10 protein-coding genes and 1 pseudogene are annotated in these 12,598 nt (G+C 62.3%); 9 read left to right on the top strand and 2 right to left on the bottom strand.

All coding sequences use genetic code 11. The annotated features are described in order from the left end of the window. Positions 1–86: 86 nt before the first annotated feature. Positions 87–1,418 carry a PQQ-dependent sugar dehydrogenase gene (locus NKI16_RS07215; protein ID WP_023675512.1) on the bottom strand — a complete coding sequence of 444 codons (1,332 nt, stop codon included), beginning with the start codon at positions 1,416–1,418 and terminating at the stop codon, positions 87–89. A gap of 398 nt (positions 1,419–1,816) precedes the next feature. On the opposite strand from NKI16_RS07215, the pseudogene NKI16_RS07210 reads away from it, so the two are divergent. After that, positions 1,817–2,758 (top strand): annotated as a pseudogene (locus NKI16_RS07210) (DMT family transporter); the annotation flags it as partial. An 86-nt stretch (positions 2,759–2,844) separates the two neighbouring features. Here the strand turns inward: NKI16_RS07210 and NKI16_RS07205 are convergent. Beyond that, entirely contained in the window at positions 2,845–4,041 is a 1,197-nt protein-coding gene (locus NKI16_RS07205; protein ID WP_352448122.1) for an ROK family transcriptional regulator, read from the bottom strand. Positions 4,042–4,184: 143 nt separating this feature from the next. On the opposite strand from NKI16_RS07205, the gene NKI16_RS07200 reads away from it, so the two are divergent. The 8 genes from NKI16_RS07200 to NKI16_RS07165 all read left to right on the top strand — a co-directional run bounded on the left by NKI16_RS07200 (position 4,185) and on the right by NKI16_RS07165 (position 12,593). Then, positions 4,185–5,450, top strand: a complete 1,266-nt coding sequence (locus tag NKI16_RS07200) for an ABC transporter substrate-binding protein (protein ID WP_023675509.1) — start codon at positions 4,185–4,187, stop codon at positions 5,448–5,450. 57 nt (positions 5,451–5,507) lie between these two features. Continuing rightward, positions 5,508–6,446, top strand: coding sequence for a carbohydrate ABC transporter permease (locus tag NKI16_RS07195; RefSeq protein WP_352568061.1), 939 nt, complete (start codon positions 5,508–5,510; stop codon positions 6,444–6,446). After that, a complete protein-coding gene (locus tag NKI16_RS07190; RefSeq protein WP_023675507.1) occupies positions 6,439–7,371 on the top strand; it encodes a carbohydrate ABC transporter permease in 933 nt (310 codons plus the stop codon). Before NKI16_RS07195 ends, NKI16_RS07190 begins: the two co-directional genes overlap by 8 nt. Before the next feature lie 10 nt (positions 7,372–7,381). Continuing rightward, the gene (locus NKI16_RS07185) at positions 7,382–8,479 is read left to right on the top strand and encodes an ABC transporter ATP-binding protein (RefSeq protein WP_023675506.1); all 1,098 of its coding nucleotides are present in this window, start codon (positions 7,382–7,384) and stop codon (positions 8,477–8,479) included. 4 nt (positions 8,480–8,483) lie between these two features. Further along, on the top strand, positions 8,484–9,257 hold the full coding sequence (locus tag NKI16_RS07180) for an SDR family NAD(P)-dependent oxidoreductase (RefSeq protein WP_023675505.1): 774 nt from the start codon (positions 8,484–8,486) through the stop codon (positions 9,255–9,257). 37 nt (positions 9,258–9,294) lie between these two features. Further along, positions 9,295–10,296, top strand: coding sequence for a sugar phosphate isomerase/epimerase family protein (locus NKI16_RS07175; RefSeq protein ID WP_051406093.1), 1,002 nt, complete (start codon positions 9,295–9,297; stop codon positions 10,294–10,296). Beyond that, complete coding sequence (locus tag NKI16_RS07170) at positions 10,293–11,105, top strand: SDR family NAD(P)-dependent oxidoreductase (protein WP_023675503.1); 813 nt, start codon at positions 10,293–10,295, stop codon at positions 11,103–11,105. Before NKI16_RS07175 ends, NKI16_RS07170 begins: the two co-directional genes overlap by 4 nt. Before the next feature lie 225 nt (positions 11,106–11,330). Then, positions 11,331–12,593 (top strand): flavin-containing monooxygenase, encoded by a 1,263-nt coding sequence (locus NKI16_RS07165; RefSeq protein ID WP_348625919.1) that lies wholly within the window; start codon positions 11,331–11,333, stop codon positions 12,591–12,593. Positions 12,594–12,598 lie beyond the last annotated feature (5 nt).

Raw genomic sequence — 12,598 nt, 5'->3', positions numbered from 1 at the left:
TCGAAATCGCAGCCGAATGCAGCCATATCGGGCGTGGCGCAGTAGCCGAAGGCTGGTGAGGTCGGAATCAGAAAGGCCACCTGCGCTCAACGGCCATTCGCCCGGCGGACCCGCCAGATGACATTACCGACGTCGTCGGCGACGAGCAGTGCGCCAGTCTGATCGATAGCGACGCCGACCGGCCGGCCCATCGCCTCGCCATTACGCCCGATGAAGCCAGTGAGCACATCTTCCGGTGGACCGCTCGGTTTGCCACCATGGAACGGCACGAAGATGACCTTGTAGCCGCTGTGCACGCTTCTATTCCACGAGCCGTGCTGGCCGACGAAGGCGCCGTTGCCGTAGGCCGGACCGAGCCGCGCGCCTTTGGAGAAGGTCAGTCCCAGCGAGGCAGTATGAGAGCCCAGGGCGTAATCGGGCTTGATCGCTGCCGCCACGAGATCGGGGCGCTGCGGCTTGGCACGTTCGTCGACGTTCTGTCCGTAGTAGCTGTAGGGCCAGCCGTAGAAAGCGCCGTCACGAACCGAGGTCATGTAATCCGGCACAAGGTCGTCGCCGATCTCGTCACGCTCGTTCACGGCGACCCAAAGCTGGCCAGTCTCAGGATTCCAGGAGAGCCCGTTCGGGTTGCGCAGGCCCGAGGCGAAGACCCGAGTGCGGCGGGTAGACCGATCCACTTCAAGGACAGCGGCGCGGTTCTTCTCCGCGGCTATGCCGTTTTCTCCAACGTTGCTGTTGGAACCAACGGTGACATAGAGCTTGCGTCCATCCGGAGTTGCGATCACGTCCTTGGTCCAATGATGGTTGAGGTCCCCGGCCGGCAAGTCGATGATCTTTTCCGGCGACGTGCTGACTCGGGTCTGGCCATTGGAGTAGGGGAAAGCGACGAGCGCGTCGGTATTCGCGACAAAGAGTTTGCCTTTGGACAGCGTCATGCCGAAGGGCGAATTGAGGCCTTCCGCGAACGTCGTGCGCACATCCGCAATGCCGTCGCCATCGGTGTCGCGCAGGAGCGTGATGCGGTTGGCGCTTTTGGTCGCGGCGCCAGCCCGCTTCATAGCCAGGTCCATGAAGACCTTTCTAAGACTGAAGCCTTCGTCATGCTTGGCAGGGGCATTGGTTTCAGCAACCAGCACGTCGCCGTTCGGAAGCACATGTAGCCAGCGCGGATGGTCGAGGCCGGTGGCGAAGGCGTTCACTGTCAGCCCCTTCGCCGGGGTCGGCATACCTTCTTTCTGCCAGCCTTTCGCCTCGGCGATGTTAACAGTCGGGATCAGCGTCGGTCTTGGTTTCGGTAAAGTGGGGTTGGGGCCATAGCCGGATATTGCCCCGGTTTTTTGCGCCGGAATGCCAGCGCAGCTTGCCATGACGGTGCCCAACACCGCTACGAGTACGCTTCCTGGGAAGCCGGCATGCATCGGACGTCCTCCGCATGGATTTGTGTCGCGCTCTTTGTGCAAACGGAAGTCAGTGGCTTATTCTTCCAATTGCCTCGAAACAGCGGCGCTCGTAATCCGAGGGCCAGGAATTCGCGACAGATCTGCGCTCGGTAGAAATATGGCGCGAGAAGACTGTGGCAACCGCGCGAATATCTGTCGCGCAATATAAATCTCACATTTGTATCGCGCGAAATCGGTACGGCTTGCGCTTTTCGGTATCGAGTTGCTCATGGGCCAACATGCGTTCGAATGGAAGGAGACCGTGAACGGCGGGACCCACAATGACCCACCGATTGCACCAGCTGGTGAAACAGCTGTTGTTGCTGCTTAGCAAGACGCCGCAAATCTGCTAAAGTCTGCGGTGGGAGGAGACGGATATCCAATCGCTGCCGATAGCACATCCAAGTGTAGCGAAGGCGACACCCGGCGCATCACTTCCGCTCGCCTATTCCCTCGCGACGCTCTGCTGGCTCCTGTCGGCCGGCGTCTATATCGCCGCCAAGTGGGTTGCCCCCGAGATGCCGCCTTGGGCGCTCTGCTTCTGGCGGCTGACGCTCGCGTGCGCGATCCTGCTGCCTATCGTCCATCGTCATCACGGGGCGATGCTCGTGCTGATCCAATCCCGGGTGATCGAGGTGCTGGTCATCGGCACTATCGGGCTAACCTTGTGTCAGGGCATGATCTACACGGGCCTCAACTACACCAACGCGACAACCGCCGGCATCATCATGGCGCTGTCGCCGATCATGACCATGGTGCTTGCCCGCTTCGTGCTCGGCGAGCCCCTCGGTATCTGGAAAGCGCTTGGAGCGCTGGTCGCTCTGGCCGGGATGGTGGTGATCGTGGCGCGCGGCGACCTTGCCGCGCTGATGCAGCTGCAGTTCAATCCCGGCGAGTTGTGGATCGTCGGCAGCGCGTTTTGTTGGGGCCTCTACACCGTGCTGCTGCGTCGCGCCAAATTCGCTATCGAGCTTCTGCCGATGGTGGTCCTGCTGCTGGGAGCCGGCGCGCTGGCCGCACTGCCCTTCTATCTCTGGGAACTGTTTTCCGGGGATCGTTCAGCGCTGCATGCGAACGGCCTTCTGGCTCTCGCCTATGTTGCCGGCCCCGGCGGCGCTCTGATGTACTATCTCTACAACCGTAGCGTCGAGACGCTTGGTGCGGGGCGCGCCAGCATGCTGCTCTATCTCCAGACCGCCTTCGTCGCCGTTCTCGCTTATCTGGTCCTTGGCGAAAGCTTGCACGACTACGATCTCGCCGGCGCCGCCTTCATCATCGCCGGCCTGCTGCTCGCCACCGCGATCAAGCCGAGGCAGCGCACGGTGCGTGTCGCGTACGCAAACATCAGTTCCGCTGCTTCGGCGAGCAGCTCGCAAAATCAGAGCGCCACCCGAAGCAAGCCGGGTCACTGAAGCCGGCTGTTGTGGCGCAGCACGAGGCCGACCGCGCCGAGCAATGCATCGTTCTCCGTGTGCTTGCCAACGATTATCCGCGTGCGCAGCGCAGGCGCCACATCGCGGGACTTGATGAGCGTGTGGCGTTCATATGATGCGATCAGTGGCGCCAGGAGAATGTCGCCCGCCAAGGCCATGCGGCCGCTGATGATGATGAGCGGCGGATTGAGAACCGAACCGATCAGGCCAAGGCCACGGCCGGCGAACTCGGCGGTGTCCTCGATCATCCGCAGCGCCCTCACGTCGCCCTCCTCGGCCATCATGATCACGTCGTCCATCGTGACCGGCCGCCGCACGATGCGCGAAATCTGCTCGAGCGGTCCGGCAAAGCTGGCATAGAGCTCCAGGCATCCTCGATTGCCGCACCGGCAAAGGTCGCCGCCGGGATCGATGCTAATGTGCCCGAATTCGCCGGCGCCGCCGGCGATGCCGCTCACCAGACGACCGTGCTGGACAATGGCCCCGCCGACGCCCAGATCGACCTTGAACAGCACGAAATCGTCCTGGCCGACGGCAGCACCCCACATCAGCTCGGCAATGGCCGAGCAGTTGCTCTCATTGTCGGCGAAGATCGGCTGTTCAAGGACCGGCCCGAACACATCGCGGATGTTGACCCCGGCCCAGGTCGGAACGATACTCGCGCGCAGCACCACTCCTTCGCGGCTGACTGGGCCCGAGACGGAGACCCCAACCCCCAGGAGCCCCGCCATCGGCAGACCGTTCTCTTCGTAGCATCGGGCAATTACTGACTTGGCGAGCTGGGCCGCCTGTTGCGGCTGGTAGTCCAGACCCATGGGGATAGTTTGTTCGGCAACGAAAGAATGCGAGACGTCAGCGACGACACACCGCATCTCGTCGAGGCCCAGATGGATGCCGACGCAGGTGCCCGCAGCGGGATTGAGCGTCAATGTCGTGGCAGGCCTGCCGATACCCCTGGCCGCGTCATGATGGGCCGAGGATTCGATCACCATCCCTGACTTTCTCAAGCCGTTGAGCGCGGTTGAAACCGTCGACCGCGCCAAACCGGTAATGCGGGTAATTTGCGACGCAGAAAGCACGCCGCGCTCGCGCAGGCATCGGACGATCAGGCTCTCCGGCGACGCGGACGGCCTGTCGATCAGCCAATTTCTAAGCGAAGGTTTGTTCATGATGAGCACAAAGCACGTTGACTGATAGCCCAAATATGTCATCTTGGAAAGAACGGAGATTACTGCATCTCGCCGGCCACGACCTCAAATCGCGGGCCACAAGCGGTCGATACGAACCGTGCATCACATATGGGAGTGAAACGATGAAATACCTGAGGACGGCCTTTGCGGCCGCTACCGCCTTCACCTTGATTACCGGAACAGCCCTCGCGGAGCCGAAGACCAACCTCTTGCATCAATGGGCCACCGGATCGGACGCCCAGGCTATCGCCAAGCTCGGCGAGATGTTTACCGCCAAGGGTGGCACCTGGCAGCAGACCTCCATCGCAGGCCATACGGCCAATACCCTGGCCAAACTGCGTGCTGATGTGATCGCCGGCAACGCACCTCCCGCTGTGCAGCTCAAAGGCCCCGAGATCGCCGAATGGAACGAGACGGGCATGACAGCCAATCTCGACGACCTGGCGAAGGCGGAAAATTGGGAGAAGGTCGTCGCTCCCGAATTGCTGCCGGTGATGAAGCCGACCGGGAATTGGGTGGCCGCGCCGATGAACATCCACCGCATCAACTGGCTGTGGGCATCGCCGAAGGTCATGAAGGACGCGGGCGTCACCGAGATGCCGAAGACATGGGCGGAATTCAACGCCGCCTGCGACAAGATCGTGGCCAGCGGCAAGATCTGCATTTCGCACTCGACCGCCGACTGGACCGACTCGACCGTCTTCGAAGTGGTCGTGTACGGTCAGGACCTCGATCTCTACAAGAAAGCTTTCGTCGAGGGCGACGTCGATGCCATGCGCAGCGACGGCATGGTCAAGGCCTTCGAGCAGTTTCGCACCATGACCTCGAAGTACATGGACCCCGGCATGAACGGGCGTGACTGGGATACCATGTCGCATCTCGTCGGCCGCGGCGAGGCCGCCTTCCACATCATGGGCGACTGGACGATCGGCCTGCTGACGGCCGGCGGCTTCAAGGAGGGCACCGACTATGTCTGCGCTCAGGCGCCGACCGATTGGGGCAAGCCCGGTTTCATCTTGAATTCAGACTCCGTCGTGTTCTTCAAGCAGAAGGACCCGGACTATATCGAGGGACAGAAGCTGCTTGCCAGCATCATCCTGTCGCCCGAATTCCAGACCATTTTCAATCAGACCAAAGGGTCCATTCCGGCCCGCCTCGACGTCGATCTTTCGAACGGCTTCAATCCCTGCCAGCAACTCTCGCAAAAGGATCTGCAAGCCTCGATCGCCGCCGGCACGCTCGTGCGTTCGATGGCGCACAACATGACGGTTCCGCAAAAGGTCCGCGGCGCAATAATGGATAGCATCACGGAGTTTGTAGCAACGCCGGATATGAGTGCGCAGGACGCGGCCAATGCGATGGCGGATGCGGCCGAAGCGCAGAAGTGACGCTGCCGATGATGGCCGGGGGCGAAGCTCCCGGCCAGACCTCGCCGGAGCAGCCCGATGTCCACCCATGATCTGATTGTACCAGCCGCAGCTGCCGCGGCCCGTCCGTGGCGCGAGCGCCTGGGCACGATGGTGCCCATTCTGGTGCTGGCGCCGTCGATAGCGGCGAGTTTCATCTATGTTTTCGTCTTCACGCTCTGGACACTCTACATCTCGCTGTCCAATTCGTCGCTGTTGCCGACCTATGGGTTCGTCGGCCTGGACAATTACGCTTCGCTCTGGGCAAACCGGCGCTGGAACATCGCCTATACCAATCTCTTCCTGTTCAGCGGCTTCTATATCGTTGGCTCTATGGCGGTTGGCCTGCTGCTCGCGATCGCAATCGACCAGCGCGTCCGCGGCGAGGCGGCTTGGCGCACCATCTTCCTTTACCCGTTGGCGGTGTCCTTCATCGTCACCGGCACGGTGTGGAGCTGGCTCTATAATCCTGTCGACGGTATCCAGGCCTTCGTTCGCGGGCTCGGCTGGACCGACTTCAGCTTCGCCCTGACGGCCAACCGCAACACTGCGATCTATGCGGTGATCATAACCGGTATCTGGCAGTCGTCCGGCTTCGCAATGGCACTTTTCCTGGCCGGTCTGCGGTCGGTCGATCCGGATCTCGTCAAAGCCGCGCAAATCGACGGCGCGTCGGTTTTCCGGACTTATCGGAGGGTCATCCTGCCAACCATCGCTCCGATATTCCTGGCGGTGGCGGTCATTCAGATACAATTCGCCATCAAGACCTTCGACCTGGTGGCGGCGTTGACGCGAGGCGGCCCAGGTGTGTCCACCACCTTCCCCGCCATCTATGTCTACGACCTGATGTTCCAGCGCGGCCAAATCGGCGAGGGTGCCGCCGCGGCGATGATGATGCTCGCGGCGGTCGCGGTGGTGCTGGTGCCGTACTCCTTGTGGATCGTCTGGCGCCGGCGGGCGGAGGGCCGCAATGGCTGAAATTGCTCCCGATGCCAGCTTTGATCCGGCCCGCCCCAATCCGACCGGCTTTGATCCGGAAGCTGCCGCGGCCACGCGCCGGCATTTCTGGAGCCGCTTCCTTGTCTATGCCGTGCTGACGCTTTTCGCGATCGTCTATCTCGTGCCGCTACTGGTGGTGATCTTCAACTCATTGCGCGAGCAGTCGGAGATTGCCCGCAACGGCCTCATCTCCGTACCGCGCAGCTTCCGGTTCGATGCGTGGGCGCAGGCCTGGGGATCCTACTGCGTCAGCGGTACCTGCGAGGGCATGAAGCGCAATTTCTTCAACTCGCTGGCGATGACGATCCCCGCCACCATCATCTCGACCATTCTCGGCGCCATGAACGGCTACATCCTCTCCAAATGGCGCTTCAGGGGCTCTGAACTGATCTTCAATCTGATGCTGCTCGGCGTATTCATGCCCGGCCAGATTTCGTTGATGCCGTGGGCGTTCCTGCTCGGCAAGCTCGGCCTGACCAATTCCACATACGGGCTGGTGTTGATCCACGTCGTCCAGGGCATCTCGTTCACCACCCTGTTCTGCCGCAATTTCTACGTCAGCATACCGGACGACCTGATCAAGGCGGCACGCATCGACGGCGCCGGCTTCTGGCGGATCTTCCGCAAGATCATCCTGCCCCTGTCGCCGCCGATTCTGATTGTCACCGTCATCTGGCAGTTCACCGGCATCTGGAACGAGTATTTGTTCGGCGTCGTCTTCACATCGGGCCAGCAGCAGCCGATTACGGCGGCGTTGGTCGCGCTCACGGCCGGCGGCACGACCGCGCGTGCTTACGATGTGATGAGCGCAGCCGTGCTGATCGGCGCGTTGCCTCCGCTGCTGATCTATCTGTTTGGTGGAAAATACTTCGTGCGCGGCCTCACCCAGGGCGCCATAAAATGAGGCGTCGCCGATGTCCGCGTTGATGATCCGCAACCTTCACAAGAGCTACGGCTCGCTCGAGATTCTTGCCGGCATCGATCTCGAGGCTAAGACCGGAGAATTCGTCGCCCTTGTCGGCCCGTCGGGTTGCGGCAAGTCAACCTTGCTCGCCATGATCGCCGGACTGGAAACCGTCACGTCGGGCGAGATATGGATCGGCGACCGGCTGGTGAACTCGGTGCAACCCAAGGACCGCGATATTGCGATGGTGTTCCAGTCATACGCCCTCTATCCCACCATGACGGTGCGCCAGAACATCACCTTCGGCATGGAGAGCCGCGGCGTGCCAAAAGCGGCGCAGGCGGAAGCTGTCCAGCGGGTTGCCGCACTCCTGCAGATCGAACAGCTGCTTAAACGCAAGCCCGGCCAGCTCTCGGGGGGCCAGCGGCAGCGCGTTGCGATGGGGCGTGCCCTCGTGCGCGACCCGAAGCTGTTTTTGTTCGACGAGCCCTTGTCCAATCTCGACGCCAAGCTGCGCGTCGACATGCGTACCGAAATCAAGAAGCTTCACCATCGCGTCGGCAAGACCACGGTGTATGTCACCCACGATCAGGTCGAGGCGATGACGCTTGCATCCCGCATTGCGGTGATGAACCAGGGCTCGGTACAGCAGTTCGACACGCCGAAGCGGATCTACGACCGGCCGACCAACATGTTCGTTGCCGGTTTCATGGGATCGCCGGCGATGAATTTCATTCCCGCCCGGCTTACGGGCTCGACCAGCATCTCGGTACGCGCCGCTGACGGCAGCGACGCCAGCCTCGCCCTTGCCGCGCCGATGCCCGCCGGTGCGCCAAAGGACGTCGTGCTCGGTATCCGGCCGGAACACATCTACCGTTTCACGACCGATCTGAAGTCGCGCAAACCTGCTGTAGCGTCCATGCAGGCGCCGGTCGAATTGGTCGAGCCTACCGGGGCCGAGACGCTTGCCGTGCTCAGGCTGGGTGACCTGGAGATCACCGGCCGTTTCGAGCCGGATGACGCTCCCGTCATGGGCGAGACGATAACGCTCGGCATCGACATGTCGCGCGCCTGTCTGTTCGATCCAACAACCAAGGCGCTTCTGTAGTTTGATGTCCGTACAATTCGCGACTTATCCAAGCTTGACCGATCGGGTCGTGGTGATCTCCGGCGGCGCCTCCGGTATTGGCGCCGATATGGTCCGCGCCTTCGTGGCGAACGGCGCCCGGATAGCCTTTCTCGATGTGCAGGACGAACCAGCGGAGGCGTTGGTGCGCGAGCTCGCTGGTGCCGCCGGGCAGGCTCCGTTATATCTCCATTGCGATGTGACCGACGTTGATGCGCTAAAGGCGTCGGTAGCAGGCGTGCGCGCGCGGCTTGGTCCGGTCGCCGTCCTGGTGAATAACGCAGCCAATGATCAGCGCCATCCCATCGACGCGATAACGGCCGACTATTGGGACCGCAGCTTCGATGTCAATCTGAGGCATCACTTCTTCGCCGCGCAGGCAGTGCATCCGCATATGAAGGAACTCGGCTTCGGCTCGATCATAAACTTCTCCTCCATTGCCTGGCGGTTCGGAGCGGACCAGATGGTGGCCTATGCCACCGCCAAGGGGGCCGTGGTGGCGCTGACGCGTGCGTTGGCGCGGTCGTTCGGACCGGATAACATCCGCGTCAATGCGATCGAACCCGGCGCCGTCATGACCGAGCGGCAGCGTGAGCTGTGGTTCAAGACGCAGGAGGCAGTCGACCAGACGGTGCAGCGGCAATTGATCCGCCGCGTCCTGCTGGGCGAGGAGATTGCACGCACGGTGCTCTTCCTGGCAGCCGACGACAGCCGCATGATCACCAAACAGTCCATAACCGTCGATGCCGGTCTACGCTAGTGACGCCTCTCCGCTCTCCATTGGAACCGCCAAGCTGATGTTTCGTCTCGGCCTCAACCCTTACGGACTGACCTACTATCTCGGCCTGCAGGGCCGCGGCACGCCGCGGCACAATCCGGACGGCGTGGGGCTGGAAGGCTTCATCACGCTGGCGCAGGAACTGGGCGCACGCACGCTCGAGATCTACGAACCGTGGTTGACCGACTTGACTGACGCCGAAATCGTCGCCCTGCGCAGGCGTCTTGCCGCGCTGGACATCGTCCCGGTGGTGAGCGGCGGACTTCTAGTGGCAGGTCCGCTGGACAACGCCTTTCGGGCTGCGCGCCTGCTCGAGGCGACGACGATCCGTATCGCACTGACGCCTGTCCTGTGCGGCGACCGCAATGCGTGGGGTCCGAAATGGAGCGAGTTCAACGCAACGATTCGCGCTGCCTTGACGGAATGGGGGCTGCGTGCGGCGGCCGAGGGACGCGTGCTCGGCATCGAGAACCATCAGGACTTCGGCAGCGACGAACTGGTTGCGTTCTGCGAACTCGGCGGGCCGGGTGTCGGCATCACCTACGACACCGGCAACACCTTTCCTGTCGGCGAGGCGCCGCTTGCCTTCACGCGCCGGATCGCGCCCCATGTCCGCCACGTTCACCTCAAGGACTATCGCGTCCAGTTCACGGATGAGGGCTACCGCCTGGTCCGCTGCGCGATCGGCGACGGCGCCGTGCCTTTCGCCGAACTGGCAGCCATCCTTGGCGAGCACCACGACACGCTGACGGCGGTGCTTGAGCCCGGCGCGCTGGAGGCCCGTCACGTTCGCTGTCTTACCGACGACTGGTGGAACGGATATGCGCCGAAGACCGCCCGCGAGTTCGCGGCCTGCCTGAGTGCTGCGCGCCTGAACCGCCTTGCGGACGACGCCGACTACCGCACGCCATGGGAGCGCGATGATGACAGCGCGCTCGTTTCGTACGAGCTCGACATGATCCGCCGCAGCGCCGCAAACATGAAGAAGTTCGATTTCATTGCAATGGAGAAATCAGCATGACCACCCGAGACCTCAGCGGCCTGACCGCCTTCGTCACCGGCTCGGGACGCGGCCTCGGCCGCGTGATGGCCGACCGCTTGGCCGAACTTGGCGCAAACGTCGCGGTCCACGACCTCGATTGGGCCCGGCCATCTCAATATGGCGAATTCGCGGACCTCGGCGACTCTGCCAGGGGCTTGGAGAAGCATGGGACGCGCATCACCGCGGTCACCGGCAACATCGGCGACAAGCAAGCTGTCGCGGAAATGAAGAGGAAGATCGAGGCGGAGCTCGGCGACGTGCACGTCTTGGTAAACTGCGCCGGCGGCGACATCGGCGCCAAGGGCGTAAAGCCCAATCCCAACAACGCACTGGACATCGACTACGAAGACATCAAGGTTCTAACCGAGAACAACCTCATCGGCACGATGCTGGTCTGCCAGGCGTTCGTTCCGCCGATGGTCAAGCGTGGCTCAGGCTCGGTGATCAACATCGCCTCGGCGGCAGCGCATATCGGATGCTCGCCCGAGGTGGTCTACTCGACGCTCAAGGCGGCTGTCGTCCATTATACGCGCTGCCTCGCCAAGGAACTGATCGACGATGGCGTACGCGTCAATGCGGTGAGCCCCGGCGCCACCAAGACGGCACGGTTCCAGGCGAGCCGTGTGGTCGATCCGCAGCGCATGGATTCGAGCAAGAAATCGCTGAACCGGTATGCGGAGCCTGAAGAGATCGCCGAAGCGGTGGCCTTCCTCGCCGGTCCGCGCGCGCGCTTCATCAACGGGCAGGTAATCCGAGTCGATGGCGGTTTCACGATCTTTCCAGGTTAGGCCGCGACCATTGCCGGTTTCGGATGAGTATTTGATTGTGCCGTGACCCGATAAAGCTGTTATCGTGCCCTCGCATCGGGGGCGAAGCCATGCAGATCGCGGGGATGGGTTCAGGCAGCATCGGCCGCTGTTTGGCGGTTGTCCGCTGGCCAAGGCGTTACGCTGATGGCGTTGGTGCCGCCTCGAAGCGCTGTTCCGGCGCCAGCACACCCGGATCCGCGGCAAATGACGGATGACGCCAACATCCTTGATGCGGTGGTGGTCGGGGCCGGTTGGGCCGGCCTGGGCGTCAGCTATTCGCTGGCACGGCAAGGCTTGCGCCATGCCGTACTGGAGCGAGGCCGCATCGGAGAGACCTGGCGCACGCAGCGGTGGGATTCTTTCCGGATGAATACCCCAAACGTTCAGACCGTCATGCCAGGCGACTTCTATGACGGTTCAGATCCGTTCGGTGCCCTGACGCGCGACCAGTTCGTCGCCCTGCTTGAGGATTTCGCCAGGCGAAACGAACTACCGGTCGAACCGGACACTGTTGTGACCGAGCTCTCCGGTGGGAACGGGAATGGCGTCTATCGGTTGACCACCTCGCGCGGCAAAGTTTTGGCACGCAACGTGGTGATCGCAAGCGGCGACTTGAATTGTCCGGTGCGCCCAGTGTTCGCCGCTGCCTTGCCGCCAGGCCTGCGCCAGTTCGATGCTTCTGATTACCGCAGCACCGCCGATCTTCCGGCTGGAGCGGTGCTGGTGGTCGGAAGCGGCCAGTCTGGTGTCCAGATCGCGGAGGACCTGGCAGAAGCAGGCCGAACAGTCTTCCTTGCCACCAGCCGCGTCGGGCGGCTCTCGCGGCGCTACCGAGGTCGCGACATCATGATCTGGCTCGTCGAAAGCGGGTTTCTCGACGTACGTCGAGACGAGATCATTCGACTTGCGGGGCGCATTCCACCTCGTGGTCTGCTTGGCGTGGAACACACGATAAGCCTGCAAGCGCTCGGCGCCCGAGGCATCGTGCTGCTAGGGCGACTCGCGGGCGTCGAGGACGACCGCCGTCTGTCGTTCGCCGACGATCTCGAAGAGCATATTCGTTTTGCGGATGAAGCCTCCGCCAACGTTAAACGCTATATCGACGAATACATCAGCCGCTCTGGAATCGATGCTCCCGTGTCGGAGCCGGATCCAGCGGATACTGTCACAGCGCATCGGCCGGACCCGGCTATCGTTTCGCTTGACCTCGCCGGGTCCGGCATCACGACCGTGGTGTGGTGCACCGGCTTCAAGGGCGATTTCAGTTGGGTGAGGCTTTCCGGTCTGCTCGACCCGGAAGGACAGCCTGTTCACGAGGATGGCGTGGCCGCCCTGCCAGGCATTTACTTCGCTGGCCTCCACACGCAAGTCAGGCACAATATTGGCAGTCACCGAGGAGGCGCCCCGCCTTGTCGAACACATCGTGCGGCGTTCGTGACGACCTGGACACCGTCGGCGGGTTTCTAAACCCC

It is taken from the genome of Mesorhizobium sp. M0698 (genome assembly GCF_040320455.1).
Classification (GTDB): Bacteria; Pseudomonadota; Alphaproteobacteria; order Rhizobiales; family Rhizobiaceae; genus Mesorhizobium.
Note: the sequence above shows the minus strand (reverse complement) of the source record. Positions and strands in the feature narration are given on the sequence as shown.